The sequence below is a fragment of the Pseudomonas sp. 29 genome, assembly GCF_002754355.1.
GTDB lineage: Bacteria > Pseudomonadota > Gammaproteobacteria > Pseudomonadales > Pseudomonadaceae > Aquipseudomonas > Aquipseudomonas neuropathica.
In genome coordinates, this window is sequence record NZ_PEEY01000001.1 from 336,766 (window position 1) to 363,032 (window position 26,267).

The following is a 26,267-nucleotide window of genomic DNA, read 5'->3' on the forward strand; positions in this document are numbered from 1 at the left end:
GCGAAGGCGTCCGTTCAGTCGATGAAGAGGTTGAATGTGCCGGCCTCTTCGCGAGCAAGCTCGCTCCCACAGGGATTTGTGCCAAGTCAGGCGATTGATGAACCACACGCATAACTCTATAGCGCAAATCCGCAAAAACCTTTTCCTCTCTTCGGCAGTCACTCCTTTACGAGACCGGCGATGACGCTGGCTGCCCGCTTGGGCCATTCACGACCCTGCTGCCCTGATGAAGAGAGAAAAGGAATCGAACCATGACGATTTCCCGACGCGGATTTCTGATCCTCGGCGCCGTGACCGCCACCGCGTTCGCGATGCCGCCGTTTATCAGCCTCAAGGCCTACGCGGCCAATCTGGAGCAACCGGCTATGAGCAAAGTGACGATCAACGTCAACGGCAAGCCGCGTGCGCTTGACGTCGACACCCGCACCACCCTGCTCGATGCCTTGCGCGAGCACCTGCACCTGAGCGGCACCAAAAAAGGCTGCGACCACGGCCAGTGCGGCGCCTGCACGGTGATCGCCGATGGTCGACGCATCAACTCTTGCCTGACCCTGGCGGTGATGCACGAAGGCAGCGAGATCACCACCATCGAAGGCCTCGGCATGCCGGACAATCTGCACCCGATGCAGGCCGCATTCATCAAGCACGACGGCTATCAGTGCGGCTATTGCACACCGGGGCAGATCTGCTCGGCGGTGTCAGTGATCAAGGAAATCCGCGACGGCATCCCCAGCCACGTCAGTGAGAGCCTCACCGAGGCGCCGCAGTTGATCGCCAGAGAGTTTCAGGAACGCATGAGCGGCAATATCTGCCGCTGCGGTGCGTACTCGAACATCATCGAAGCCATCACCGAAGTCGCGGAGGTACCGGCATGAGACCGTTCAATTACAGCCGCGCCGACTCCCCCGCCGCTGCCGCTGCGCAAGCCGCACAGGTCGAGGGCGCACGCTTCATCGCTGGCGGCACCAACCTGCTGGACTTGATGAAACTCGACATCGAAACCCCGCTGCACCTGATCGACGTCAACCACCTCGGCCTGGATCAGATCGAAGCCACACCCGAGGGCGGCTTGCGCATCGGCGCGCTGGTGCGCAACACCGATCTGGCGGCCGATATGCGCGTGCGGCAAGACTACGCCCTGCTCTCGCGCGCCTTGCTCGCCGGGGCTTCCGGACAGTTGCGCAACATGGCGAGCACCGCCGGCAACCTGCTGCAACGCACGCGCTGCCCGTATTTCTACGACACCCATCAAGCCTGCAACAAACGCAATCCCGGCAGCGGTTGCTCGGCGATTGGCGGGGTCAGTCGGCAACTGGGCATCATCGGCGTCAGCGACGCCTGCATCGCTACGCACCCGAGTGACATGGCGATTGCCATGCGTGCTCTCGATGCGCAGATTGACACGGTGAAACCCGACGGCAGCACCCGCAGCATCGCCATGGCCGACTTTCACCAGTTGCCCGGTACCACGCCGAACATCGAAACCAGCCTGACGCCCGGCGAGTTCATCACCTCGGTGACACTGCCCGCGCCCGTCGGCGGCACCCACATTTATCACAAGGTGCGTGATCGTTCGTCCTACGCATTCGCGCTGGTCTCGGTTGGTCTGATCCTGCAAAAGGACGGCAGTGGCCGCGTTGCGGTCGGCGGTATCGCGCCGAAACCGTGGCGAATTGAAGAGGCCGAAGCGCTGCTGCCAAAAGGCGCCAAAGCCGTCAGCGAACGCCTGCTCGACGGCGCCACGCCGACCCACGACAACCAATTCAAACTGACCCTGGTCGAGCGCACGCTCGGCTCGGTGTTGGCGCAAGCGAGGGATGAGGCATGAAATTCGACACGCCCGCCACCACCAACCCGATCGACCAGTTGAAGGTCATCGGCCAACCCACCGAGCGCATCGAAGGCCCGTTGAAAACCTGCGGGCAGGCCACGTATGCCTACGAGCAACATGAAGCGGCCGCCAATCAGGCTTACGGTGTCATGGTCGATGCGGCCATCGCCAAAGGGCGGATCAAAGCCATTCATCTGGACGAGGCGAAAGCCGCGCCGGGCGTGCTGGCGATTGTCACCGCCGCCAATGCCGGCAAGCTCGACAAGGGTCAATACAACGCCGCCCACCTGCTCGCCGGTCCCGAAGTGCAGCATTATCAGCAGGCCGTCGCGTTGGTCGTCGCTGAGACCTTCGAACAGGCCCGCGCCGCCGCGCAACGGGTCAAGGTCGATTACGAAGCCGTCGAAGGCAAGTTCGATCTGGCCAGCGTGAAAGACTTGGGCGTCGAGCCGAAAGACGAGTTGCCCGACGTCAATCATGGTGACTTCGACAAGGCCTTTGCCGCCGCGCCGGTACAGTTCGATCAGACTTACACCACCCCGGACCAGTCCCACGCGATGATGGAACCCCACGCGACATTGGCAGCGTGGAAAGGCGATCAACTGACCTTGTGGACCTCCAACCAGATGGTCGCCTGGAGTGTCGGCGACATTGCGAAAACCCTCGGTTTACCGAAGGAAAAAGTTCGTTTGGTCTCGCCGTATATCGGTGGCGGTTTCGGCGGCAAGCTGTTCATCCGCGCCGACGCGATTCTTGCCGCCCTCGGTGCGCGCATGGCTGGCCGACCGGTGAAAGTGGCCCTCGCCCGCCCGCAGATGGCCAACAACACCACGCACCGTCCGGCGACAATTCAGCGCATCCGCATGGGCGCCACGGCGGACGGCAAGCTCACCGCCATCGCCCACGAGGGCTGGTCGGGCAACCTCGCCGACGGCAAGGTCGAGCTCGCCGCACAACCGAGCCAGTTGCTGTACGCCGCCGAAAACCGTCGCGTGAGCATGCGCCTCGCGCCGCTCGATTTGCCCGAAGGCAACGCCATGCGTGCACCGGGTGAAGCACCGGGGTTGATGGTGCTGGAAATCGCCATGGATGAGATGGCCGAGCAACTGAAGATGGACCCGGTGCAATTCCGCATTCTCAACGATACGCAGGTTGATCCAGTGAAGACCGAACGGCCGTTTTCCCAGCGGCAATTGATCAAGTGCCTGCAGACCGGGGCCGAGAAATTCGGCTGGAACCAGCGCAAGGCTCAACCGGCTAGCCGTCGTGAAGGTCGCTGGCTGATCGGCATGGGCGTGGCGGCGGCGTTTCGCAACAACCTGCTGGTCAAGTCCGGCGCCCGCGTTCATTTGGAGCGTGACGGCAAGATTGTTGTGGAAACCGACATGACCGATATCGGCACCGGCAGCTATACGATCATCGCGCAGACTGCCGCCGAGATGATGGGCGTAAGCCTCGACGCGGTGGTGGTGCGGCTGGGTGACTCGAACTTCCCTGTGTCGGCCGGCTCCGGCGGCCAGTTCGGCGGTAACTGCTCGACCTCCGGGGTCTATGCCGCGTGCGTAAAACTGCGTGAAGCGGTGGCGGGCAAGCTGGGCATGGCGGCGGATCAGGCGGAGTTTGTCGACGGTCAGGTGCGGCTCGGCAACAAGAGCGTACCGTTGCGCAACGCGGCTGAAGGCGGCGCGCTGGTCGGCGAGGACAGCATCGAGTTCGGTGATCTGGCCGAGAAGTATCAGCAGTCGACCTTCGGTGCGCATTTCGTCGAAGTCGCCGTCGACGCGGCCACCGGTGAAGTGCGCGTGCGGCGCATGTTGGCGGTGTGTGCAGCAGGGCGGATTCTCAATCCGACTTCGGCACGCAGTCAGGTGATCGGCGCAATGACCATGGGCGTCGGTGCCGCGTTGATGGAAGAGTTGGCGGTGGACAAGAAGCTGGGCTTTTTCGTCAACCATGATCTGGCCGGGTACGAGGTGCCGGTGCATGCCGACATTCCGCATCAGGAGGTGATTTTTCTTGATGAGACTGATCCAGTGTCTTCGCCGATGAAGGCCAAGGGTGTCGGTGAGTTGGGGATTTGCGGGGTCAGTGCGGCGGTGGCGAATGCGATCTACAACGCCACCGGAGCGCGGGTGCGGGAGTATCCGATTACCCTCGATAAAATCCTTTCTTCACTGCCGGAGATGATCTAAACGCCTGAAAAGAGCCCCTCACCCTAGCCCTCTCCCAAAGGGAGAGGGGACCGATCCGGGGATATTCGGGAGCTGCGCCGACTTGAACGTTTTGCTGTGAATCCATAATCGTCTCGGTCTCTCAGGTCGATGTATGACGCCAGACACCTCGGTCGGCCCCCTCTCCCTTCGGGAGAGGGCTGGGGTGAGGGAAAAGCCTCACTCGGTTGACGGATATTGCTCATCACTCACCTGCTCCATCCAATCCGCGACTTTGCCATCGAGCACTTCAGCAATCGCGATATGAGTCATCGCCGTACCGGGCGCCGCACCGTGCCAATGCTTGGCCCCCGGCGCAATCCACACCGTATCCCCTGGACGAATCTCACGAACCGACTGCCCCCACTCCTGCACAAACCCGGAACCGGCCGTGACGATCAATGTCTGCCCCAACGGATGCGTATGCCACGCGGTACGCGCGCCCGGCTCAAACGTCACTGTCGCGCCACTGATCCGCGCCGCGTCGGAGCCTTTGAACGGCGCATCCACCCGCACAGTGCCAGTGAACCAATCTGCCGGGCCCTTGGCCGAAGGTTGCGAACCATTCGGGGTGACGGTCACTCGTGGCGTTTCATTGGCCTGCACCTCACCCGCCAACAGGGAAAGGGTCAACGCAGAAGCGGCGATCGGGTTCATGGCAATGTCTCCAAATAAACAGTGCCACTACTCTAACGGCACCAACTCTTCAGATAATCGACTAGAATTCGAAAAAACTTATGCAGGACCCTCATCAATGCTGCGTGAAAATGCCACCGACCTGCTCGCCTTCCTCGCCGTGGCCCGCGAGCGCAGTTTCACCAAGGCCGCGGCCAAGCTCGGTGTCTCGCAGTCCGCGTTGAGCCATACCATCCGCGCACTCGAAGCCCGTTTGGGTCTGCGTCTGCTGACCCGTACCACCCGCAGCGTCTCGCCCACCGAGGCTGGCGAGCACCTGCTGCAAACCATCGGCCCGCGCTTTGAAGAGATCGAACTGGAACTCGCCGCCCTGAGCAACCTGCGCGACACCCCGGCGGGCAAGATCCGCCTCAACGCCACCGACCATTCGCTGGACTGGCTGCTGCGCCCGGTACTCAAGGAATTTCTGCCCAAATATCCGGACATCAGCGTCGAAGTCAGCTGTGACTATGGTTTCGTCGACATCGCCGGCCAGGGTTTCGACGCTGGCGTGCGCCTGGGCGAAGACGTCGCGCAAGGCATGATTGCCACCCGCATCGGCCCCGACATGCGCATGGCGGTGGTCGGTTCACCCGCCTATTTCGCCAAACGGCCCCCGCCGCAAACACCCCGCGACCTGACCGACCACGCCTGCAACAACCTGCGCCTGCCCACCAACGGCGGGTTGTACAGTTGGGAGTTCGAGAAGGATGGCGAAAGCCTGAAAGTGCGGGTCTCCGGGCAGATCACTCTGAACGGCGTCTACCCGTTACTCGACGCTGCGCTGGACGGTTTCGGCCTGAGTTACATCCCGGAAAACATCGTCGCACCGTATCTGGCCGACGGCCGTTTACTGCAAGTGCTGGAAGATTGGTGCCCGACGTTTGCCGGTTACCACCTCTACTACCCGAGCCGACGCCAGGCGGCGCCGGCGTTTGCATTGTTGCTGGAGGCGTTGCGCTATCGCGGTTAAGCGCCGTCTACGAGATCGATTATCCCGCTGCTAACGCAATCAACTGATGCCGTTGCGCATCGGTGAGCATCGGCCCGAACCCGGCCTTGGCGTTATCGGCCATATAGCGCGGATTGCCCGTGCCCGGGATCACGCAAGTCACCGCCGAATGCGAGAGCAGAAACTTCAACGCCAATTGTGCCCAGCTGTTGACCTGCACATCCGACACCCAGCCCGGCAGCGGTTTGCCTTTGAGCCGGGCCAGCAGTCCCCCGCCACCGAACGGTCGATTATAGATCACCGCGACGCCGCGCTCGCGGCACAAAGGCAAAATACGTTTCTCCACGCCTCGGTCATCGAGGGCGTAATTGATTTGCAGAAAGTCCAGTTGTTCGGCCTTCAACACCGATTCGACTTCCTCATAGGCCGAGGGCGTGTAATGGGTGATGCCGATGTAACGGATGCGCCCCTGGGCTTTCCATTCACGCAGGGTCGGCAGGTGGGTTTGCCAGTCGAGCAGGTTGTGGATCTGCATCAGATCGATGCGCTCGGTGCGTAGCAGGCTGAACGACTGTTCCATCTGCGCGATGCCTTCCTTGCGCCCGCGCGTCCACACCTTGGTCGCCAGAAACGCTGGCGAACGCGGTTCGTGGATCGATAGCAGTTCGCCGGTGGTCTGTTCGGCGCGGCCATACATCGGTGAACTGTCGATCAGCGTGCCGCCCTTTTTGAACAGCTCATCGAGCACCGCCGGCAATTGCCGATAGGCCGGGTCACCGGGCGCGACGTCAAAGCCGCGATAGGTGCCCAGGCCCACGATTGGCAGCGACTCGGCACTGGACGGGATGGCACGGGTCTGCATGGTTTGGCCTCCGGTGGTCGTGGACGTGGTGGTTGTGGCCAGCGCCCGATCAAAGGTGAAGACCGCCGAAACCCCGGCAGCCAGCGTGAGCAATCGGCGACGGGAGTAACCCTCAGTGTGGCTCATGCTGGTTCCCCTGCTACGTGGATCTGTTGCCTGTTGTGTGTGCGAGCGGCCCGGTGGCAGGGCTGAACTACACTGCGACAGCGATCCTTCACACACCGTTAAAAGTAGCCGAATGTCCCGAACCCTGATGTCACTCGTCGCATTGATCGTTGCCGTGTACCTGGTGCTGTGCGCGGCGCTGTTCTTTTTTCAGCGCTCGCTGATCTATTTTCCGCAGCCCAATGCCGTCAGCGGCAGCGACTCACACCTGATCCTGTCGATGCCGGACGCGCGGGTTTCAGTGATCACCCGCGAGCGTGTCGGGCCACGGGCGCTGATCTATTTCGGCGGCAATGCCGAGGACGTGTCGCGCAATCTGCCGGAGTTTGCCGAGGCGTTTCCCGATTACGCAGTGTATTTGCTCAACTACCGCGGTTTCGGTGGCAGCGGCGGTTCACCGTCGGAGGCGGCGATTGCTGAGGATGCGCTGGCGCTGTTCGATCAGGTCTACGCCAGTCATCCGCAGGTGGCCGTGGTCGGGCGCAGCCTCGGTTCCGGCGTGGCCGTGCGTCTGGCCAGTCAACGGCCGGTGCAACAGCTGATTCTGGTGACGCCTTACAACAGCCTCGAAGAAATCGCGGCGCGCCAGTATCCGTGGGTGCCGGTGCAGTGGTTGCTCAAGGACCGATTTGAATCCGGCAAGTACGCCGCGCATATCCGCGTGCCGACGTTGTTGCTCGCGGCCAGTGATGACGAGGTGATTCCGCGCGCCAGCACCCAGCGTTTGCTGGAGAATTTCCCGCAAGGCGTGGCGGTGCTCCGGGTGGTGCCGGATTCGGGGCATAACTCGATCTCGGATCGTGCGCAGTATTTGCAGTGGATGAAGGATGTGTTGAATCGGTGATAGTGGTCTGCCTGTGTCTTTTGTATTGTTTTCAGTGACGCCATCGCGAGCAGGCTCACTCCTACAGGGGAACGCATTCCAAATGTAGGAGTGAGCCTGCTCGCGATAGCGTCATCCGGCGCAACATAGCGCTCTGTTTGATTCCACTGTTCGTCGCTTCGCCGTAAAGCCTTCACCGCCCCTTGAACCAAGTCGAAAAAGCCCAGTCCTACTCGCGCCGCTTTCTGCGGCTCACTCAACTTTTGCGCTGTCCCTCTTCAGAGCTGCCCGTCTCATGCGCCACGCCGTTCGTTCGTCTCGCTTCGTTTCGCTGTGCCTGCTGATCCTTTCGCCGCTGTTCGCTGCAACCGCCCATGCCGGTGCCGAGCGGCAACTGGTGGCCGCCATCAACGACTATCGTGCCCATCCGCAGCGCTGCGATCGACGCCCGGCACAACGCCTGGCGCCGTTGGCGCTGAAGTCGAACCTGGCCTTGCCGATCGGTTATCGCTACGCCGGCGGCATGCGTGAAGCGCTGAAGTCGTCCGGCTACTCCGCCGTTGCGGTACGCAGTATTCGCGTGATCGGGGCCGAGGACGCCGAAGAGGCCTTCGACTTGCTGCAAGACGAACACTGCGCCGCGCTGCTGGATGCGAGCTACGCCGACATCGGCATCAGTCGCTCACGCAATGAATGGCAAGTGGTGTTGGCGCAACCGGTGCTCGACAGCCGCGTTGGCGATAACCGCAGCGTCGGCAAGGCCTTGCTCGCTGAGGTAAACGCCGCGCGCGCCCGGCCACGGATGTGCGGACGCCAGCGCTTCGCCGCCGCCCGGCCGTTGAGTTGGAACGCAGCACTGGGCGCCGCCGCGCAGGGGCACAGCAAAGCCATGGCTTACGGCAACTACTTCGCCCACCGCGATCCGGACGGCGACCTGCCTGCCGATCGCGCCCGTGCAGCCGGCTATCGCGGTCGGCAAATCGGTGAAAACATCGCCGCCGGACAGAGTTCACCGGGCAAAGCCATGGCCGGATGGCTGGCCAGCCCCGGGCACTGCGCCAACCTGATGAATCCGATGTTTACTCAGGTCGGCGCCGGGTTTGCCAGTGAGGCGCGCAGTGATGAAGGCGTTTACTGGACGATGGTGTTTGGTGCGCAGTGACTGCCAGCGTCCAGTGCCAATTTCAACAGTTCCTTGCGCAGCATTGAGGGTGCGCGCACGGCCAATCCGCCCTGCCAGTCGAGTGGCAACAAGCGATTGAGCTTTTGCTGGCTGACCTCGGCTGGCGCCAGAAAGCAGCTTTCGCGGTCGCGGATACTGATCACATTCAGCAGCCAGTCATCGCCCTGCTCTGCCATCCAGCGCCTGATCAGCGGCAGGTGTTTTTGCAGCAAGGCATCGGCATCCCAAACAGTCATTTGCGCGAAAAAGCATGGCAGGTTGCTCTCGGGTTTCATCCGTTTCGAGTCGGCTGCCAATGCAGCGGCAAGGTTCGATTCGATGCTGGCCTGGCACTCGAGAAAATATTGCCGAGGCCAGTCTGCCGGCAGTTTTGCCCGTGAAGCGAGGTCGACGTAAGCCTCGATGTCCGCTGGCGTGGTCATCTGCCCGGTGAAATTCTGCGTGTTGTCGAGAATCGCGGTGGCCAGCAAAGCGGCACTTTGCACGCTGATCTGCGGCAGCACACAGGCCGCCTGCCAGCGCTGAAAAACCTGAGTTGCTGCGGCGCCGATCGGGCGGATATCGGCAGCAGATCCAAGCTTCTGCTGCCAATAGTTTTCGTAGCCTGGATGATGGTCGATGACCTCCACCACCCGTTCAAGCACCACCAACGGGTCGAAATGGTGATAGTCCGAGACATCGACCAAGACAAACTCATCGTCCGATGTCGGCTGGTAGTCGTGAAACGCCGCGCCCCAGCCGAGCACGCTTGGCGAAACGCTGGCGTTGGCAGGCGCGCTGCTGACGGCGCGGGCGGGAATGCCTTGCAGGTTGAGCAATTCGGCATAGGCAATGCAGCAGGCGTAGGCGTCAATGTCCAGATAGGACGCGCCGGAGGTGATGATTTTCATGGACCGGCAACATCGCACAGGTTTGTGACGTTTGGGTGACAGGAAAAGATCGCAGCCTCGTTACACTCGACAGCTGCTGCAAGGCTGCGATCTTTTCATCTTCAAGCCGCCCGCTGCCCTCCCGCGACCATCGCCGAAGCCGCCAGCATCGCCCGCAATAACACCGCACACCCCGCCGCCAGATCATCCGGCGCGGCGTTCTCGATTTCGTTGTGGCTGATGCCGCCTTCGCACGGCACGAAGATCATCCCGGCGGGGCCGAGTTCGGCGAGGAAAATCGCGTCATGTCCGGCGCCACTGACGATGTCCATATTCGACAAACCCAGCCCTTTCGCTGCGCCGCGCACCGCTTCCACGCAGCCCTTTTCGAAGTACAGCGGCGGGAAGTCCGCTGTCGGCGTCAGTTCATAAGTCAGACCGTGTTCTTCACAGGTGGCTTCGATGACTTGTTTAACCTCGGCAATCATCGAGTCGAGGCGCGCCGGTTCCAGGTGACGGAAATCGAGAGTCATGCGCACTTCGCCGGGAATGACGTTGCGCGAGCCGGGATAGGCTTGCAGGCAACCGACGGTGCCACAGGCATGGGGTTGATGGCCGAGGGCGGCGCGGTTGACCGCACCGACGATCACCGAGGCGCCGACCAGCGCGTCTTTACGCAAGTGCATCGGCGTTGGACCAGCATGGGCTTCGACGCCGCGCAGCTTGAGGTCGAACCACTTCTGCCCCAGCGCGCCGAGCACGACGCCGATGGTTTTCTGTTCGTCTTCGAGGATCGGGCCTTGTTCGATGTGCGCCTCGAAATAGGCGCCGACCTTATGCCCGCTGACTTTACGCGCACCGGCATAGCCAATGGCGTTCAGCGCTTCACCGACGGTGACGCCATCGGCATCGACTTTGGCGAGGGTTTCTTCGAGGGTGAATTTCTCGGCGAACACCCCGGAGCCCATCATGCACGGGGCGAAGCGCGAGCCTTCTTCGTTGGTCCAGACCACCACTTCCAGCGGCGCTTCAGTTTCGACGCCGAGGTCGTTGAGCGTGCGCAGGACTTCGACGCCGGCGAGTACGCCGAAGCAGCCGTCGAACTTGCCGCCGGTGGGCTGGGTGTCGATGTGGCTGCCGGTCATTACCGGCGGCAGGTTGGGATTGCGCCCCGGGCGACGGGCGAAGATGTTGCCGACGGCATCGACCGTGACGCTGCATCCGGCGTCCTTGCACCATTGCACGAACAGGTCGCGGGCCTGGCGGTCGAGATCGGTCAGGGCCAGGCGACAGACACCGCCCTTGACCGTGGCGCCGAGCTTGGCCAGCTCCATGAGCGACGCCCACAGGCGGTCGCGGTTGATGTGCTGATGGCTCGATTGCAGAACGTCTACGGCTGCGTTCATGGGGATCTCCTCAGGCTGCTTTTCTTATGAGTTTCTTCAGATAAATCTCTGCCGTAAGTCAGGCCGCCTTCGCGAGCAAGCTCGCTCCCACATTTGGAATGCGTTCACATGTGGGAGCGAGCTTGCTCGCGAAGAGGCCTGCATTCACACCGCAGATTTCACTACTGACGGACTAGCACGCATCACGCACAACCCGTAATAAATAATCCCGCCCAGCGCCGAGCCGGTGAACCAGCCATAGCTGTAAAACCAGCTGAACGCATCGCTGCCCAGCGACATCACGGTCAACACCACCGGTACGCCAAAGGCAACAAACCCGGCCCAGTTCCACGCTGGATAGACGTCGTCGCGGTACAGCCCGGCGAGATCCAGTTGCTGTTTCTTGATCAGAAAATAGTCCACCACCATGATCCCGGCGATCGGTCCGAGCAGGCTCGAATAACCCAGCAGCCAATTGGAATAGACGCTTTCCAGACTGACCTCGGAAACAATCCAGCCGAGTTTTTTCAGCAGTTCATGACCCATCAGCAACAGCCCGACCAACCCGGTCAGCAAAACTGCTTTGGTGCGGTTGATCACCTTGGGGGCGATGTTCTGAAAGTCGTTGGTCGGCGAAACGATGTTCGCGGCAGTGTTGGTCGATAGCGTGGCGATGATGATCAGTGCCATCGCCACCGCGACCCACACCGGGCTTTGGATATGGCCGATCAGCGTCACCGGATCAGAGACAGTCACACCGACCAGTTTCACCGACGCGGCGGTCATCACCACACCCAGCGCAGCGAACAGAAACATGGTTAGCGGCAGGCCGATGATCTGCCCGAGAATCTGATCTTTCTGGCTCTTTGCGTAACGACTGAAGTCCGGAATGTTCAGCGATAATGTCGCCCAGAAGCCGACCATCGCCGTCAGTCCGGCGGCGAAGTAGCCGTAGACGCTGGCACCTTCGGGGCGTTTGGCCGGGATCGCCATCAACTCTGTCATCGACACATTGGGCATCGCCCACACCAGCAGACCGATGCCGACCGCCACCAGCAACGGCGCCGACAACGTTTCCAGCCATTTGATCGACTCGGCGCCGCGAATCACCACCCACAGGTTCAGCGCCCAGAACACCATGAAGCCAATCACCTCCCCCGTGCCGCCGAGGGATTTCCAGCCCTCGAACACCGAGCCGAGAAACAGGTGAATCGCCAACCCGCCAAACATCGTCTGAATGCCGAACCAGCCACACGCCACCAACGCACGAATCAGACACGGCACGTTGGAACCGAGAATGCCGAACGACGAGCGCAGCAACACCGGAAACGGAATGCCGTATTTGGTGCCGGGGAAAGCGTTAAGTGTCAGCGGAATCAGCACGATGATGTTGGCGAACAGAATCGCCAGCAGCGCTTCACCGACGGTCAGGCCAAAGTAGGCGGTGAGCACGCCGCCGAGGGTGTAGGTCGGCACGCAGATCGACATGCCGACCCACAGCGCGGTGATGTGCCATTTGTTCCAGGTTCGTTCATGCACCTTGGTCGGTGCCATATCGTGGTTGTAACGGGGACTGTCGAGGACGTCGCTGCCGGCTTCGAGTTCGAACAAGCCGTCGCGCTCGGTCACTTGCGATCTGATCTGTTGCATGGCCGCTCCACTGTTCTTCTGATTATTTTTTTGCTCATCAGGCGGCAGGCACACGCGGGTGCGAGCCGGACGATGGCCGGAGGAACTGACAACTTTCGTGCACCGGCCAAGGTGTCAGCGGCGGCATCAATAAACGTGCCGGGTGCCCCGCTTACGCATCGGGCCGAGGGTCAAACGCTTTGCAACTTTCTGATATTCATCAGTTTTAATTATTCACCGGGTGAGTTCACGGAAACTTGTCTGGGTGCTCAGGCTAAACACCTGGCAAGTTGTCCGAACAGACAGGACTCAAACTGGTGCACTGCATTTATTTTCATCGTGAGCGAGCAGCCGCAGCTCAACTTCAAGCGGCTGATTTCACATAGGAAATCTTGCTCATATTTCCATCCTGTCAAGTGCGTCAAAATGGTGAACAGCCTCACCATTTTGGTGATTTACGTTTTTTATCGTTACTTTTCATACACTTAAAACAGTCATAAGCTTATAAAAAATAATCTTGCTCTATTGCAAATCTGCGACTAGTTTCTATTCCTGACAGCGCTGACAGGAATACGCCCTGCATCGCCGTACATCAATAAAACATCTAGAACCGGCACAAGTCGGTCAATGCCTGCGAGGAACTCGGAATGTCTCTGTTGATCCGTGGCGCCACCGTTGTTACCCATGATGAAAGTTATCGCGCCGACGTCTATTGCGCCGACGGCGTGATCAAAGCCATCGGTGAAAACCTTGATGTTCCCACCGGCGCCGAAGTCCTCGACGGCAGCGGCCAATACCTGATGCCTGGCGGCATCGATCCGCACACGCACATGCAACTACCGTTCATGGGCACCGTGGCCAGCGAGGATTTCTATAGCGGCACGGCGGCAGGTCTGGCCGGCGGCACCACATCGATCATCGATTTTGTGATTCCCAATCCGCAGCAGTCGCTGATGGAAGCCTTTCATCAGTGGCGCGGCTGGGCCGAGAAATCGGCGTCGGATTATGGCTTTCACGTCGCAATCACCTGGTGGAGCGAGCAGGTTCGTGAGGAAATGGCCGAGCTGGTCAGCCATCACGGGATCAACAGTTTCAAGCACTTCATGGCTTACAAGAACGCAATCATGGCCGCCGACGACACGCTGGTGGCGAGTTTCGAGCGCTGCCTGGAACTCGGCGCGGTGCCGACCGTGCACGCGGAAAACGGCGAGCTGGTTTATCACTTGCAACGCAAGTTGATGGCCCAGGGCATCACCGGGCCGGAGGCGCATCCGCTGTCGCGGCCGTCGCAGGTTGAAGGTGAAGCGGCGAGCCGGGCGATTCGTATTGCTGAAACCATCGGCACGCCGTTGTATCTGGTGCACGTTTCGACCAAGGAAGCCCTCGACGAAATCACTTATGCGCGCAGCAAGGGCCAACCGGTGTACGGCGAAGTGCTGGCCGGGCATTTGTTGCTCGACGACAGCGTCTATCAACACCCGGACTGGCAGACCGCTGCCGGTTACGTGATGAGCCCGCCGTTCCGTCCGCGCGGCCATCAAGAGGCGCTGTGGCACGGACTACAAAACGGCAATCTGCACACCACCGCGACTGACCATTGCTGCTTCTGCGCCGAGCAGAAAGCCGCTGGCCGTGATGACTTCAGCAAGATCCCCAACGGTACGGCGGGTATCGAAGATCGCATGGCGGTGCTGTGGGACGAAGGCGTCAACAGTGGTCGTTTGTCGATGCAGGATTTCGTCGCTCTCACCTCCACCAACACCGCAAAGATCTTCAATCTTTATCCGCGCAAAGGTGCGATTCGCGTCGGCGCCGATGCCGATCTGGTGCTGTGGGATCCGCAAGGCACCCGGACCATTTCCGCCAAGACCCACCATCAGCAGGTGGACTTCAACATCTTCGAAGGCAAGACCGTGCGCGGCGTGCCGAGCCATACCGTCAGCCAGGGCCGGGTGGTCTGGGCCGATGGCGACCTGCGTGCCGAGCGTGGGGCCGGGCGGTATATCGAACGGCCGGCGTATCCGGCGGTGTTTGATTTGCTGAGCAAGCGGGCTGAGCAACATCGCCCGACTGCCGTCAAGCGCTAAAGCGAGGCCTTCGGCCTCATCGCGAGCAGGCTCACTCCTACATTTGGAATGCGTACACCTGTAGGAGTGAGCCTGCTCGCGATGGCGTCAGTTCAAACAACACAAAAACCACTGCCCATCAGAGGCAGAGAACCTCAATAACCGTGAGGCACAAAACCGTGATCGAGACCCTGAACCATCTCCCCCACCCGCACGAAAGCGCGGCCGCCCTCGCCGGGCATTTCACCGATCTGGCGCCGCCGCTCAATGACCGGCAGGCGCATCTGGAAGCCTCGCGCTGTCTGTATTGCTACGACGCGCCGTGCGTCAATGCGTGCCCCAGCGAGATCGACATCCCGTCGTTCATCCGCAACATTCATCAGGACAACGTCCCCGGCGCGGCGCAGAAAATCCTCTCGGCGAACATCCTCGGTGGCAGTTGCGCGCGGGTCTGTCCAACCGAGATCCTTTGCCAACAAGCCTGCGTGCGCAACAACGCTCAGGAGTGCGCGCCGGTACTGATCGGCCTGCTGCAACGCTACGCCGTGGACAACGCGCACTTCAGCGAACATCCGTTCCAGCGCGCCGCAGCGACCGGCAAACGCATCGCCGTGGTCGGTGCCGGGCCGGCCGGTTTGTCCTGTGCGCATCGCAGCGCCATGCACGGTCATGACGTGGTGATTTTCGAAGCGCGGGAGAAGGCTGGCGGTCTCAATGAATACGGAATCGCCAAGTACAAACTGGTCGACGACTACGCGCAGAAGGAACTGGATTTCCTTCTGCAGATCGGCGGCATCGAGATTCGTCACGGGCAGAAACTCGGCGAGAATCTGACCCTCAGCGAACTGCATCAGCAGTTCGACGCGGTGTTCCTCGGCCTCGGCCTCAGCGCCAGCAAGCAACTCGGTCTGCCTCACGAAGATGCCCCGGGCCTGCTCGCTGCCACCGACTACATTCGCGAATTGCGCCAGGCCGATGACCTCACGCAACTGCCGCTGGCTGAACGCTGCATCGTCCTCGGTGCCGGCAACACCGCGATCGACATGGCCGTGCAAATGGCTCGCCTCGGGGCTCGCGACGTCAATCTGGTGTATCGCCGTGGCGCTGCCGACATGGGCGCCACCGGTCATGAACAGGACATCGCCAAAGCCAATCAGGTGCGCCTGCTGACCTGGGCACAACCGGAAGAGGTGCTGCTCGACGCTCAGGGCCAAGTGCGCGGCATGCGTTTCGCCCGCACCGATCTGGTCGACGGTCGTCTGCAAACCACCGGCGAGACCTTCGAGCTGGCCGCCGACGCGATCTTCAAAGCCATCGGTCAGGCGTTCGATGGCAGCGCCCTCGCCGACCCGCTAGCCCGCGAACTCAAGCGTCAGGGCGAACGCATCTACGTCGATGAAAACCTGCGCACCAGCATCCCCGGCGTGTATGCCGGCGGCGACTGCACCAGCCTCGATCAGGACCTCACCGTGCAAGCCGTGCAGCACGGCAAACGCGCCGCCGAGGCGATCAATGCTCAACTGATGCTTAACGTGGAGGCTGCGTAAATGGCCGATCTGTCGATTGTCTTCGCTGGCATCAAAGCACCGAATCCGTTCTGGCTGGCCTCTGCGCCACCGACCGACAAAGCCTACAACGTGGTCCGCGCCTTCGAAGCGGGCTGGGGTGGCGTGGTCTGGAAAACCCTCGGAGAGGATCCGGCGGCGGTCAACGTGTCGTCGCGTTACTCGGCGCACTACGGCAATAACCGTGAAGTGCTGGGCATCAACAATATCGAGCTGATCACCGACCGTTCGCTGGAGATCAACCTGCGCGAAATCACTCAGGTGAAGAAGGACTGGCCGGACCGCGCGCTGATCGTTTCGCTGATGGTGCCGTGCGTCGAAGAGTCGTGGAAACACATCCTGCCGCTGGTGGAAGCCACCGGCGCTGACGGTATCGAGCTGAATTTCGGCTGCCCGCACGGCATGCCTGAACGCGGTATGGGTGCGGCGGTCGGTCAGGTGCCGGAATATGTCGAGCAAGTCACGCGCTGGTGCAAAACCTATTGTTCGCTGCCGGTGATCGTCAAACTGACGCCGAACATCACCGACATCCGCGTCGCCGCCCGCGCCGCCCATCGCGGCGGTGCCGATGCAGTGTCGCTGATCAATACGATCAACTCGATCACCAGCGTCGACCTGGAACACATGGTCGCCCTGCCCACCGTCGGCAGCAAAAGCACCCACGGCGGTTATTGCGGCTCGGCAGTGAAGCCGATTGCGCTGAACATGGTCGCCGAAATCGCCCGCGACCCGCAGACCCAGGGCTTGCCGATCTGCGGGATTGGCGGCATCGGCAGTTGGCGCGATGCGGCAGAATTCATGGCGCTGGGCAGCGGCGCGGTGCAGGTGTGCACGGCGGCGATGTTGCATGGGTTCCGCATTGTCGAGGAGATGAAGGATGGGTTGTCGCGGTGGATGGACAGTCAGGGTTACGCCAGCATCAGTGAGTTTTCCGGGCGCGCGGTGGGCAATACCACGGACTGGAAATACCTCGACATCAACTATCAGGTGATCGCGAAGATTGATCAGGATGCGTGCATTGGGTGCGGGCGTTGCCACATTGCTTGCGAGGACACTTCACACCAGGCGATCAGCAGTCTGAAGCAGGCGGACGGGACGCATAAATATGAAGTGATTGATGAGGAGTGTGTGGGCTGCAATCTGTGTCAGATCACGTGTCCGGTGGCGGACTGTATCGAGATGGTGCCGATGGAGACTGGGAAGCCGTTTCTGGACTGGAATCATGATCCGCGCAATCCGTATCACGTTGCGGTCTAGATCGCCGACTGATCCAACAGCCCCCTCACCCTAACCCTCTCCCAAAGGGAGAGGGGACTGATTGGGGGATGCTTCAGAAATCCACCGACCTGAACGATTTGCTTTGAATCCGCAATCGACTCGGTTTTTCAGGTCGATATATCTCGCAGGACACCTCGGTCGGCCCCCTCTCCCTCTGGGAGAGGGCTGGGGTGAGGGTCAGCCTTTGATCTTGCTCTTCAAGGTTCCAACCCGATCCCACGCAAGATCACACTCGTCACCGTCTGCACCGCCCGCTCAAACTGCATATCCGACAATGGCTGATGCTCATTCAGAATATTCACCTGATGATCAAAGTCGGCATAGTGCTGTGTCGACGCCCAGATCATATACAACAAACTCGACGGCTCCACCGGCAGAATCCGCTTGTCCTCGACCCACTGACGAATCTTCGCTTCCTTCATTTTCGCCCAGTCATACAGGCTGACATCCAGCGCCTCGCCCAACGTTGGCGCGCCGTGGATGATTTCGTTGGCCCAGACTTTCGAGCCGTACGGTCGGCTGCGCGAGTGGTTCATCTTGGCGCGGATGTAGCTGCTCAGCACCACGCGCGGATCGTCGAACATCTCAAAGCACAGCGCATCCTGTTTCCATACTTCCAGCAGATCGAACAGCACCGCGCTGTACAGCTCGCTCTTGGTGCTGAAGTAATAATGCAGATTGGAACGCGGCAGCTGCACCTCAGCCGCGATGTCGGCCATGGCCGTGCCGCCGAAGCCTTTTTCGGCGAAGACTTTTTCCGCCGCGAGGAGAATTTTCTCGACGTTGTTGCGACGAATCTCGATCTTGTGATTGCCCATGAGGGCTCCCTGACAACAGCGTTGCCCAAGACTAGCATCCGCTCTGGTCCGCGGGCGACCGCTGCAAACAAAACTTCGTACTGGCGTGAGCGGATGGCTAAACTGACGCTTCTTCGATCCTGCCTCAGAGGTATCCGCGATGCTGTTCAAGAACGTCCTGACCACCACTGCCCTGCTCGCTTCGCTGTTCGCGGCATCTTCCGTATTTGCCCACGCCCACCTGAAAAGCCAGACCCCGGCCGCCGATAGCACCGTCGCTGCTCCCGCCGATTTGCGCCTGACCTTTTCCGAAGGTGTCGAGGCCAGTTTCACCAAAGTCACGTTGACTCGCGATGGCGCACCGGTCGCGGTCAAACCGCTGACCACCGAGGGCGACAAGAAAACCCTGATCGTTACCCCTGCAGCTCCTTTGAGCGCCGGCGAGTACAAAGTCGAATGGCACGCAGTGTCGGTCGACACGCACAAAAGCGAAGGCGCCTATCAGTTCAAGGTTGGCCAGTAACCCATGAGTGAAGCGCTGGTGCTGTGCCGCTTTGTGCATTTCATCGTGGTGTTGATGCTGTTCGGGGCCTGGTTGTTCAGGCCGTTGCTGCTCAAGGATGAAGCGCCACAAGTGGATCGGCACCTGGCGCGACTGGCGCGTTGGCTGGCGACTGTGGCACTGCTCAGCGGGATTGCCTGGGCGCTGTTGATTACTGCGAGCATGGCCGGCTCGGCTACAGCGGCGTTTGACCCAGACACGGTTGCGCTGGTGCTGGGCAATACGTTTTTTGGTCAGGTATGGCGTTGGCATTTGCTGATCAATGCCGCGCTGTTGGCGCTGTTGTTCACGCCTTGGCGCTCAAGCATGCCGATGCGACTGGGCTTGAGCGCATTGTTGCTCGCGACCCTGGCCCCGGTCGGACACGGCGCCATGCTCGACGGGTTGAGTGGGCAATTGCTGATTCTCAACCAGATCGTGCATCTGACCTGCGTGGCGGCGTGGCTGGGTGGTTTGTTGTTGCTGGTGATGATTCTGCGTCAGCCGACGGAACCGATGCGTGAAGTTTTGCGGCGTTTCAGCGGTGTCGGTTATGCGCTGGTCGCGGGGCTGCTGCTGACGGGATTGATCAATGTGCGCGTGCTGACCGGCCAGTGGTGGCCGACTCCGTTGTTCAGCGGGTTTGCGTTGATTCTGTTGATCAAGGCGCTGATCGTGCTGGGCATGCTTGGCTTGGCGCTGTTCAATCGTTTGCGGATTGATGATTGCGAGCAGCGGATGGGCACGCTCAAGCGCAGTGTGCTGCTGGAGTGGTTGCTCGGCATTGGCGCGGTTGCGGCGGTCTCGCTGCTGGGCACCCTACCCCCGATGATCACAACCTAAAGATCATGGAGATCCAATGTAGGAGTGAGCCTGCTCGCGATAGCGGTGTGTCAGCCAAATATCCCTAACTGACACACCGCTATCGCGAGCAGGCTCACTCCTACAGGGGAATTATGTGAATCAGTGGGGCTGGGTGTCGCCCGCTGCGGTGTCGATGCTGACCACCACCGACATCCCCGGCCGCAACCGCTCCTCTTCCTGCTGATCCGGATCGATGGTGATCCGCACCGGCACCCGCTGAGCAATTTTGACGAAGTTGCCGGTGGCGTTGTCCGCCTGCAACAGGGCAAATTCCGAGCCCGTCCCCGGCGAAATATGCTGCACATGCCCAGTGAATCGGCGGTGATTCAGCGCATCGACGGTGAAGCGCACCGGTTGCCCGACGCGCACGTTATCCATCTGGGTTTCTTTCATGTTGGCGATCACCCATTTCTGGTTTGGCACCAACGCCATCAACTGCGCTCCGGAGTTGACGTAAGCACCGAGGCGCACGCCGATCTGCCCGAGCTGGCCATCACGCGGGGCGACGATGCGCGTATTCGACAGATCGATCCGTGCCAGTTGCACCGCCGCTTCGGCGCTGGCCACGGCCGCCTCCAGCGAGCCACGATTGACGATCACTGTTTGCAGATCCTGACGGGCGATTTCCAGATTGGCCTTGGCTTGCGCGACCGCCGCAATGCTTTGCGCATTCGCCGCCAGTGCGACGTCCATCTCTCGCTTCGACACCGAACCGTCGCGCACCAATTCCTGATTGCGGCGCAGATCCGCTTCACTCTTGCGCAACTGCGCTTCGCTGTCGGCCTGCGCCGCCTGACGCAATTTGATCGTCGCTTCGGCGCTGTTGCGTTGCTGCACCACATTGGCCAACGCGGCTTTCTGCACCGCCAGTTGCGCCAGTGACTGGTCGAGTCGCTGCTGATAGATGCGGTCGTCCAGACGCACCAGCAAATCCCCGGCTTTCACGTACTGGAAATCCTGCACCGGCACCTCGTAAACATAACCGGCGAGTTGCGGGCCGATGATCGTCACCTGCCCACGAATCAGGGCGTTTTCGGTGGTTTCGACCGCACTGCTGAACGGCGGCAATTGCCAGGCATACAAAACGATCAACACGCCGACGATGGCAATCGCGGCAAAGCCCAGCGAAGAAATGATCCGCACCCGCAGCGAGCGCGGCTCGGTGTTCGGCGATGACGACGGCGCCACACCCTCAGGCGTGGCGGCAATGGCGTTGGTGGTTGTGGTGGTCGGTTCGGTCATGAAGAAGTGGCACCGCTCGAAGGTGTGGATGGCACTGGGGCGACGGCTTTGGTGGTGCTCATCAGCCACAGCGCACGAATGGACAGCCAGATCATGGTCAGCACCGCAATCACGGCGATCAACATGAACACATCGTTGTAGGCCAGCACATTGGCCTCACGGGTGGCGGCGTTGGCCAGGCTGCGAATCCCCGCCAGGTTGCGCAGACTCGGGTCGGCCAGCAACGAGCCATACGCCGAACCGCCGCTCTGCACGCGCGCGGCCACCAAGGGGTCAGACAGCGTCAGGTGTTCAACGATGTGACTGGAATGAAATTTTTCCCGGACGATCTGAAAAGTGCCCAGCAGCGCCGCACCGAGCAGGCCGCCGAGGTTGTTGCAGATCCCGAACAACACGGAAAAACTCACCAGATTGCGCGGATTGGTCAGCACGTTGCGCGTACCGAAAACCATGGTCGGGCCGAGGAAAAACGTGCTGCCGAACGCCAGGAGAAACTGGCTGAAGTAGAGGTTTTCCGGACGAGTCAGGTTGTTGGAAAAACTGTCCATCACCGACCCGGTGGCCATCAGACCCAGCGAGATGATCAACGGCATCAGCAGGTGTTTGGGGTCGATCGTCAGTGCGCTGGTCACCAACCCCGCGACGCTGCCGATCAGCATTACCACGTAGAGGCTGTGCAACTGCTCATAGCCCATGTTCAGGTTCTGCATGAAACCGACCGCACCGGTGGACTGCTCCGAGGTGACCATACGAATCAGGGTCACCGCCAGCGCCAGGCGGATCATCGTCCCGCTGCCAAGCCAGCGGGTCATCAGCAGCGGGTTGCTGCGGTTATGTTCGATGGCCAGACCGGCGAGGATCAAAGCAATCGAGGCAGCCAGCGCGTAGCCGATCCAGTTGGCCTCCAGCCACCAGTCAATCCGCCCCAGCGACAACACCGCACACAGCAGCGCCACGCCAGTGGCGAGAATGGCGAAGGTGAGAAAGTCGAGTTTTTCGAAGGTTTTGAAGCGGTCGCCCGGCGGCAACTTGAGCATCAATACACAGCCCAGCGACAGCAGTGCCATGCCCAGTTCGAACAGATACAAGCCGCGCCATTCGGCGATCTGCAGCAAGTCTTCGGAAAATAAACGCGCCAATGGCAAGGCCAGTTGCGAGGTGCCGAGACCGAGCACCAGTGCCTTCAACCGCCACTTCGCCGGGAACGCCTGGACCATGTAATACAGGCCCAGCGAACTCAGCGCCGCGCCCACCATGCCGTGGGCCGCGCGCACCGCCACCGCCGAATTCAGATCGTTGACAAACAGATGGCCGAAAGTCACCAGCGCATACAGCACCAGAAACACTTCGGTGAATGCACGCAAACCGAACTGCTGACGAAACTTCACCAGCAACAGGTTCATCGACACGTTGGTCATCACATACGCCGCCGGCAGCCAGGCCATTTCCGCCGTGGTCGCGCCGAGTGCGCCTTGCAGATAAGGCAGGTTGGCCACCACCAGCGAGTTGCCCAAGCCACCGGTCACCGCCACCAGTACGCCGACCAGCGCATAGGCCAGGCGCTTGGGGTTGGAGTGCAACGGCGTCGAGGGGGAACCGGGCAGACTGGGCTTTTCGTGGGGCTGCCAGTTGCGCGGGGCGTAGTGATCCATGGAGAAGCCTTGTGCGGAAGGTGGGTGAAGTTTGCCGCAAATTCACCGGCAACACACATCCCATGGACAACACAAATCCTTGTAGGAGTGAGCCTGCTCGCGATAGCGGTGTATCAGTCGACATTTCCATCATTGACACATCGCTATCGCGAGCAGGCTCACTCCTACAAGGGTTCTGTGTGAGGGCCGGGAGTCATCGTATAACTTGCTGTTGACATTCCCCTAAAACCTAGGAAATATCCGCAACCATGTTGTACGACGACGTATGACAAATAATAAAAACAACAAACGCAACAGGGAGCGTCACAGTGAGCACACTCGCCCGTAATTTCGTCCGCCCTTCCCGCTTTGCCACGCTGCGCCCGCACACAACCCTTGGCCTGATCGGTTGCAGCAGCCTGGCCTTGGCCTTGCCGATGAGCGCCGATGCCGAAGGCTTTCTCGAAGACAGCAAAGCCACGCTGAACCTGCGCAATGCCTACTTCAACCGCAACTTCGTCAACCCTGCCTACCCACAAGGCAAGGCTGAGGAATGGACGCAGAACTTCATTCTCGATGCCAAATCCGGCTTCACTCAGGGCACCGTCGGCTTCGGCCTCGATGTGCTGGGGATGTATTCGCAGAAGCTCGATGGCGGCAAAGGTACGGGCGGTACGCAACTGTTGCCGATCCACGATGACGGGCGTCCGGCCGACAATTTCGGACGGCTCGGCGTGGCGTTGAAGGCCAAAGTCTCGAAGACTGAATTGAAGGTCGGCGAATGGATGCCGGTGCTGCCGATCCTGCGCTCTGACGATGGCCGCTCGCTGCCGCAAACCTTTCGCGGCGGGCAGATCACGTCCACCGAGATCAACGGTCTGACCGTCTACGGTGGCCAGTTCCGTGGCAACAGCCCGCGCAACGATGCGAGCATGGAAGACATGTCAATGAACGGCCGTGGCGCGTTCACTTCCGACCGCTTCAACTTCGGCGGCGGCGAATATACCTTCAACGACAAGCGCACCCTGGTCGGCGTGTGGTACGCCGAACTCAGCGACATCTACCAGCAGCAGTATTTCAACCTCAGCCACAGCCAGCCGTTGGGCGACTGGACCCTGGGCGCCAACCTCGGTTTCTTCACCGGCAAGGAGGACGGCAGCGCCCAGGCCGGCGACCTCGACAACAAGACTGCGTTTGCCCTGCTTTCGGCCAAATACGGTGGCAACACGTTTTATGTCGGCCTGCAAAAGCTCAGCGGCGACGACGCGTGGATGCGGGTCAACGGCACCAGCGGCGGCACCCTCGCCAACGACAGTTACAACGCCAGTTACGACAACGCCAAAGAGCGCTCCTGGCAGTTGCGCCACGACTACAACTTCGTCGCCCTCGGCATCCCCGGCCTGACCCTGATGAACCGCTACATCAGCGGCGACAACGTGCACACCGCCAGCACCAATGACGGCAAGGAATGGGGGCGCGAGTCGGAACTGGCCTACACGGTGCAGAGCGGCCCGCTGAAAAACCTCAACGTGAAATGGCGCAACGCAACGATACGCCGGGACTTCAGCACCAACGAGTTTGACGAGAACCGGATCTTTATCAGTTATCCGATTTCGTTGTTGTAACCAGCGGGCGCCGCAATCCCCCTGTAGGAGTGAGCCTGCTCGCGATAGCGGTGTGTCAGCCGCCTCTTCCTCAACCGACACACCGCTATCGCGAGCAGGCGAAGGCCTACAGGGGATTGCATTGCAAGGAGGGAATTGTGCTGAAGGGAAAGGAACCGGGCCTTCCGTCATTTACACCAAAAGTCGCGTTGACAAGTTCCGGAAACCCTACCGATACTTCAGCGCAGTCATACGACAACCTACAACAAACCTAATAACAACGTGTAAGGGCTTGCCATGACGTCTACCTCCACTCCCCGCGCCCCGTTCAACCGTCTGCTGCTGACCGGCGCTGCCGGGGGCCTGGGCAAAGTTCTGCGCGAACGTATGCGCCCTTATGCCAATGTCCTGCGCCTGTCGGACATTGCCGCCATCGCCCCGGCCGTCGATGATCGCGAAGAAATCGTCCCTTGCGATCTGGCCGACAAACACGCCGTGCATCAACTGGTCGAAGGCGTCGATGCGATCCTGCATTTCGGCGGCGTCTCCGTCGAGCGGCCCTTCGAAGAAATCCTCGGCGCCAACATCTGCGGCGTGTTTCACATCTACGAAGCGGCGCGCCGGCATGGCGTGAAGCGGGTGATCTTCGCCAGTTCCAACCACGTTATCGGCTTCTACAAACAGGACGAGCCGCTCGACGCCAGCTCCGCGCGCCGCCCCGACGGTTACTACGGATTGTCCAAATCCTACGGCGAAGACATGGCCAGTTTCTACTTCGATCGCTACGGCATCGAGACCGTCAGCATCCGCATCGGCTCCTCGTTCCCCGAGCCGCAGAACCGCCGAATGATGCACACCTGGCTGAGTTTCGACGACCTCACGCAATTGCTCGAACGCGCGCTGTACACGCCGAACGTTGGCCACACCGTGGTCTACGGCATGTCCGCCAACAAGGACGTCTGGTGGGACAACAAATTCGCCAGTCACCTCGGTTTTGAAGCGAAGGACAGCTCCGAAGTGTTCCGCGAAAAAGTCGAGGCGCAGCCCATGCCGGCTGCCGATGACCCGGCACGGATCTATCAGGGCGGCGCGTTTGTTGCCGCAGGTCCGTTCGGCGACTGATCACCCTGACAACGACGCGAAGGAATGAGTATGCAAGCCGAATTGATCGTCGATGCCCGCAACGCCGTGGGCGAAAGCCCAGTCTGGGTGCCGCAGGAAAACGCGCTGTATTGGGTGGATATTGCCAACGGCGGGCTGCAGCGCTGGAGCGCCGATACCGGCCACGTGCATGCCTGGAAAACCCCGGAAATGCTCGCCTGCATCGCCCGTCACAGCAATGGCGGCTGGGTTGCCGGCATGGAGAGCGGCTTTTTTCATCTGCACCCGCACAGCGACGGCAGCCTCGACAGCGAACGGCTGGCCAGCGTCGAGCACAGTCGCGCAGACATGCGCCTCAACGATGGTCGCTGCGACCGACAGGGCCGTTTCTGGGCCGGCAGCATGGTGCTGAACATGGGCCTGAGTGCGCCCGAAGGCCGGCTCTATCGCTACAGCGCCGGGCAGTCTGGCGTGATCGAAACGCAGCTCGACGGTTTCATCGTACCCAACGGCCTCGGTTTCAGCCCTGACGGCACGACGATGTACCTGTCCGATTCGCACCCCGACGTGCAACTGATCTGGGCGTTCGATTACGACACCGAGACTGGCACGCCGTCGAATCGTCGAGTGTTCGTCGACATGAACCACTTTCCCGGGCGGCCCGATGGCGCTGCCGTGGATGCTGAAGGTTTCTACTGGATCTGCGCCAACGACGCCGGCCTGATTCACCGCTTCGCGCCGGACGGTCGTCTTGATTTCTCACTGGAGGTGCCGGTGAAAAAACCGACCATGTGTGCCTTCGGCGGCAGCCGCATGGACACTTTGTTCGTCACCTCGATTCGTCCCGGCGACGACCACGATCCGCACTCTCTGGCCGGTGGCGTGTTCGCCCTGAACCCCAACGTCAAAGGCCTTGCGGAACCCTTGTTCAACGATTTGCGTTAAACCCTCTGCTGCACCGCTGCGCCTTGAACACAACAATAACAAGACTGGA

The 26,267-nt window shown here is 60.8% G+C and carries 22 protein-coding genes; 14 read left to right on the forward strand and 8 right to left on the reverse strand.

What is annotated here, in order from left to right:
• Positions 1–251: 251 nt before the first annotated feature.
• The 3 genes from paoA to paoC are packed head-to-tail and all read left to right on the forward strand — an operon-like array spanning position 252 to position 4,023.
• Entirely contained in the window at positions 252–875 is a 624-nt protein-coding gene (gene paoA / locus CLU80_RS01490; RefSeq protein WP_093440843.1) for an aldehyde dehydrogenase iron-sulfur subunit PaoA, read from the forward strand.
• Complete coding sequence (locus CLU80_RS01495) at positions 872–1,828, forward strand: FAD binding domain-containing protein (protein ID WP_099756561.1); 957 nt, start codon at positions 872–874, stop codon at positions 1,826–1,828. The genes paoA and CLU80_RS01495 overlap by 4 nt, the downstream gene beginning before the upstream one ends.
• Positions 1,825–4,023: an aldehyde oxidoreductase molybdenum-binding subunit PaoC gene (gene paoC, locus CLU80_RS01500; RefSeq protein WP_099756562.1), complete on the forward strand. Its 2,199-nt coding sequence runs from the start codon at positions 1,825–1,827 to the stop codon at positions 4,021–4,023. Before CLU80_RS01495 ends, paoC begins: the two co-directional genes overlap by 4 nt.
• A 198-nt stretch (positions 4,024–4,221) precedes the next feature.
• On the opposite strand, the gene CLU80_RS01505 is transcribed toward paoC, so the two are convergent.
• Positions 4,222–4,698: a (R)-mandelonitrile lyase gene (locus CLU80_RS01505; protein ID WP_099756563.1), complete on the reverse strand. Its 477-nt coding sequence runs from the start codon at positions 4,696–4,698 to the stop codon at positions 4,222–4,224.
• 97 nt (positions 4,699–4,795) lie between these two features.
• Between CLU80_RS01505 and CLU80_RS01510 the strand changes: the two genes are divergently transcribed.
• Entirely contained in the window at positions 4,796–5,689 is an 894-nt protein-coding gene (locus tag CLU80_RS01510; RefSeq protein ID WP_099756564.1) for a LysR family transcriptional regulator, read from the forward strand.
• 19 nt (positions 5,690–5,708) lie between these two features.
• On the opposite strand, the gene CLU80_RS01515 is transcribed toward CLU80_RS01510, so the two are convergent.
• Entirely contained in the window at positions 5,709–6,656 is a 948-nt protein-coding gene (locus CLU80_RS01515) for an aldo/keto reductase (protein ID WP_286079690.1), read from the reverse strand.
• A gap of 112 nt (positions 6,657–6,768) precedes the next feature.
• Between CLU80_RS01515 and CLU80_RS01520 the strand changes: the two genes are divergently transcribed.
• Together CLU80_RS01520 and CLU80_RS01525 are read left to right on the forward strand one after the other, a co-directional pair.
• Entirely contained in the window at positions 6,769–7,539 is a 771-nt protein-coding gene (locus tag CLU80_RS01520) for an alpha/beta hydrolase (protein ID WP_099756565.1), read from the forward strand.
• A gap of 274 nt (positions 7,540–7,813) precedes the next feature.
• A complete protein-coding gene (locus CLU80_RS01525; RefSeq protein WP_093440870.1) occupies positions 7,814–8,680 on the forward strand; it encodes a CAP domain-containing protein in 867 nt (288 codons plus the stop codon).
• On the opposite strand, the gene CLU80_RS01530 is transcribed toward CLU80_RS01525, so the two are convergent.
• The 3 genes from CLU80_RS01530 to CLU80_RS01540 all read right to left on the reverse strand — a co-directional run bounded on the left by CLU80_RS01530 (position 8,650) and on the right by CLU80_RS01540 (position 12,605).
• Positions 8,650–9,591: a DHH family phosphoesterase gene (locus CLU80_RS01530; RefSeq protein ID WP_099756566.1), complete on the reverse strand. Its 942-nt coding sequence runs from the start codon at positions 9,589–9,591 to the stop codon at positions 8,650–8,652. The two genes, CLU80_RS01525 and CLU80_RS01530, sit on opposite strands and share 31 nt — an antisense overlap.
• A gap of 101 nt (positions 9,592–9,692) precedes the next feature.
• Positions 9,693–10,976 carry a Zn-dependent hydrolase gene (locus CLU80_RS01535; protein WP_099756567.1) on the reverse strand — a complete coding sequence of 428 codons (1,284 nt, stop codon included), beginning with the start codon at positions 10,974–10,976 and terminating at the stop codon, positions 9,693–9,695.
• Positions 10,977–11,120: 144 nt separating this feature from the next.
• Complete coding sequence (locus CLU80_RS01540; protein WP_099756568.1) at positions 11,121–12,605, reverse strand: NCS1 family nucleobase:cation symporter-1; 1,485 nt, start codon at positions 12,603–12,605, stop codon at positions 11,121–11,123.
• Positions 12,606–13,231: 626 nt separating this feature from the next.
• Here CLU80_RS01540 and hydA point away from each other — a divergent pair.
• The 3 genes from hydA (at position 13,232) to preA (ending at position 17,472) form a co-directional block, all read left to right on the forward strand.
• Positions 13,232–14,671 (forward strand): dihydropyrimidinase, encoded by a 1,440-nt coding sequence (gene hydA, locus CLU80_RS01545; RefSeq protein WP_099756569.1) that lies wholly within the window; start codon positions 13,232–13,234, stop codon positions 14,669–14,671.
• 158 nt (positions 14,672–14,829) lie between these two features.
• Complete coding sequence (locus CLU80_RS01550) at positions 14,830–16,197, forward strand: NAD(P)-dependent oxidoreductase (RefSeq protein WP_099756570.1); 1,368 nt, start codon at positions 14,830–14,832, stop codon at positions 16,195–16,197.
• Positions 16,198–17,472, forward strand: coding sequence for an NAD-dependent dihydropyrimidine dehydrogenase subunit PreA (preA, locus tag CLU80_RS01555; protein ID WP_099756571.1), 1,275 nt, complete (start codon positions 16,198–16,200; stop codon positions 17,470–17,472).
• A 218-nt stretch (positions 17,473–17,690) separates the two neighbouring features.
• Here the strand turns inward: preA and CLU80_RS01560 are convergent, their stop codons facing one another.
• Entirely contained in the window at positions 17,691–18,311 is a 621-nt protein-coding gene (locus CLU80_RS01560) for a TetR/AcrR family transcriptional regulator (protein ID WP_007919317.1), read from the reverse strand.
• Positions 18,312–18,450: 139 nt separating this feature from the next.
• Between CLU80_RS01560 and copC the strand changes: the two genes are divergently transcribed.
• Positions 18,451–18,813 carry a copper homeostasis periplasmic binding protein CopC gene (gene copC / locus CLU80_RS01565; RefSeq protein WP_099756572.1) on the forward strand — a complete coding sequence of 121 codons (363 nt, stop codon included), beginning with the start codon at positions 18,451–18,453 and terminating at the stop codon, positions 18,811–18,813.
• A gap of 3 nt (positions 18,814–18,816) precedes the next feature.
• A complete protein-coding gene (gene copD, locus CLU80_RS01570; protein WP_099756573.1) occupies positions 18,817–19,674 on the forward strand; it encodes a copper homeostasis membrane protein CopD in 858 nt (285 codons plus the stop codon).
• Positions 19,675–19,794: 120 nt separating this feature from the next.
• Here the strand turns inward: copD and CLU80_RS01575 are convergent, their stop codons facing one another.
• The gene (locus CLU80_RS01575) at positions 19,795–20,937 is read right to left on the reverse strand and encodes an HlyD family secretion protein (protein ID WP_099756574.1); all 1,143 of its coding nucleotides are present in this window, start codon (positions 20,935–20,937) and stop codon (positions 19,795–19,797) included.
• Entirely contained in the window at positions 20,934–22,589 is a 1,656-nt protein-coding gene (locus CLU80_RS01580) for an MFS transporter (protein WP_099756575.1), read from the reverse strand. Before CLU80_RS01580 ends, CLU80_RS01575 begins: the two co-directional genes overlap by 4 nt.
• Before the next feature lie 308 nt (positions 22,590–22,897).
• On the opposite strand from CLU80_RS01580, the gene CLU80_RS01590 reads away from it, so the two are divergent.
• From CLU80_RS01590 to CLU80_RS01600, 3 genes are all read left to right on the forward strand, one after another.
• Complete coding sequence (locus tag CLU80_RS01590; protein WP_093440919.1) at positions 22,898–24,193, forward strand: OprD family porin; 1,296 nt, start codon at positions 22,898–22,900, stop codon at positions 24,191–24,193.
• A gap of 276 nt (positions 24,194–24,469) precedes the next feature.
• The gene (locus CLU80_RS01595; protein ID WP_093440924.1) at positions 24,470–25,294 is read left to right on the forward strand and encodes an NAD-dependent epimerase/dehydratase family protein; all 825 of its coding nucleotides are present in this window, start codon (positions 24,470–24,472) and stop codon (positions 25,292–25,294) included.
• A gap of 30 nt (positions 25,295–25,324) precedes the next feature.
• Positions 25,325–26,218 carry an SMP-30/gluconolactonase/LRE family protein gene (locus CLU80_RS01600; RefSeq protein ID WP_099756576.1) on the forward strand — a complete coding sequence of 298 codons (894 nt, stop codon included), beginning with the start codon at positions 25,325–25,327 and terminating at the stop codon, positions 26,216–26,218.
• The last annotated feature ends 49 nt before the right edge of the window (positions 26,219–26,267 follow it).

Excerpts from the sequence above, each read along its gene's own strand:
- paoA (WP_093440843.1), top strand. The coding sequence starts at position 252 with ATGACGATTTCCCGACGCGGATTTCTGATCCTCGGCGCCGTGACCGCC.
- CLU80_RS01495 (WP_099756561.1), top strand. The coding sequence starts at position 872 with ATGAGACCGTTCAATTACAGCCGCGCCGACTCCCCCGCCGCTGCCGCT.
- paoC (WP_099756562.1), top strand. The coding sequence starts at position 1,825 with ATGAAATTCGACACGCCCGCCACCACCAACCCGATCGACCAGTTGAAG.
- CLU80_RS01505 (WP_099756563.1), bottom strand. The coding sequence starts at position 4,698 with ATGAACCCGATCGCCGCTTCTGCGTTGACCCTTTCCCTGTTGGCGGGT.
- CLU80_RS01510 (WP_099756564.1), top strand. The coding sequence starts at position 4,796 with ATGCTGCGTGAAAATGCCACCGACCTGCTCGCCTTCCTCGCCGTGGCC.
- CLU80_RS01515 (WP_286079690.1), bottom strand. The coding sequence starts at position 6,656 with ATGAGCCACACTGAGGGTTACTCCCGTCGCCGATTGCTCACGCTGGCT.
- CLU80_RS01520 (WP_099756565.1), top strand. The coding sequence starts at position 6,769 with ATGTCCCGAACCCTGATGTCACTCGTCGCATTGATCGTTGCCGTGTAC.
- CLU80_RS01525 (WP_093440870.1), top strand. The coding sequence starts at position 7,814 with ATGCGCCACGCCGTTCGTTCGTCTCGCTTCGTTTCGCTGTGCCTGCTG.
- CLU80_RS01530 (WP_099756566.1), bottom strand. The coding sequence starts at position 9,591 with ATGAAAATCATCACCTCCGGCGCGTCCTATCTGGACATTGACGCCTAC.
- CLU80_RS01535 (WP_099756567.1), bottom strand. The coding sequence starts at position 10,976 with ATGAACGCAGCCGTAGACGTTCTGCAATCGAGCCATCAGCACATCAAC.
- CLU80_RS01540 (WP_099756568.1), bottom strand. The coding sequence starts at position 12,605 with ATGCAACAGATCAGATCGCAAGTGACCGAGCGCGACGGCTTGTTCGAA.
- hydA (WP_099756569.1), top strand. The coding sequence starts at position 13,232 with ATGTCTCTGTTGATCCGTGGCGCCACCGTTGTTACCCATGATGAAAGT.
- preA (WP_099756571.1), top strand. The coding sequence starts at position 16,198 with ATGGCCGATCTGTCGATTGTCTTCGCTGGCATCAAAGCACCGAATCCG.
- CLU80_RS01560 (WP_007919317.1), bottom strand. The coding sequence starts at position 18,311 with ATGGGCAATCACAAGATCGAGATTCGTCGCAACAACGTCGAGAAAATT.
- copC (WP_099756572.1), top strand. The coding sequence starts at position 18,451 with ATGCTGTTCAAGAACGTCCTGACCACCACTGCCCTGCTCGCTTCGCTG.
- copD (WP_099756573.1), top strand. The coding sequence starts at position 18,817 with ATGAGTGAAGCGCTGGTGCTGTGCCGCTTTGTGCATTTCATCGTGGTG.
- CLU80_RS01575 (WP_099756574.1), bottom strand. The coding sequence starts at position 20,937 with ATGACCGAACCGACCACCACAACCACCAACGCCATTGCCGCCACGCCT.
- CLU80_RS01580 (WP_099756575.1), bottom strand. The coding sequence starts at position 22,589 with ATGGATCACTACGCCCCGCGCAACTGGCAGCCCCACGAAAAGCCCAGT.
- CLU80_RS01595 (WP_093440924.1), top strand. The coding sequence starts at position 24,470 with ATGACGTCTACCTCCACTCCCCGCGCCCCGTTCAACCGTCTGCTGCTG.
- CLU80_RS01600 (WP_099756576.1), top strand. The coding sequence starts at position 25,325 with ATGCAAGCCGAATTGATCGTCGATGCCCGCAACGCCGTGGGCGAAAGC.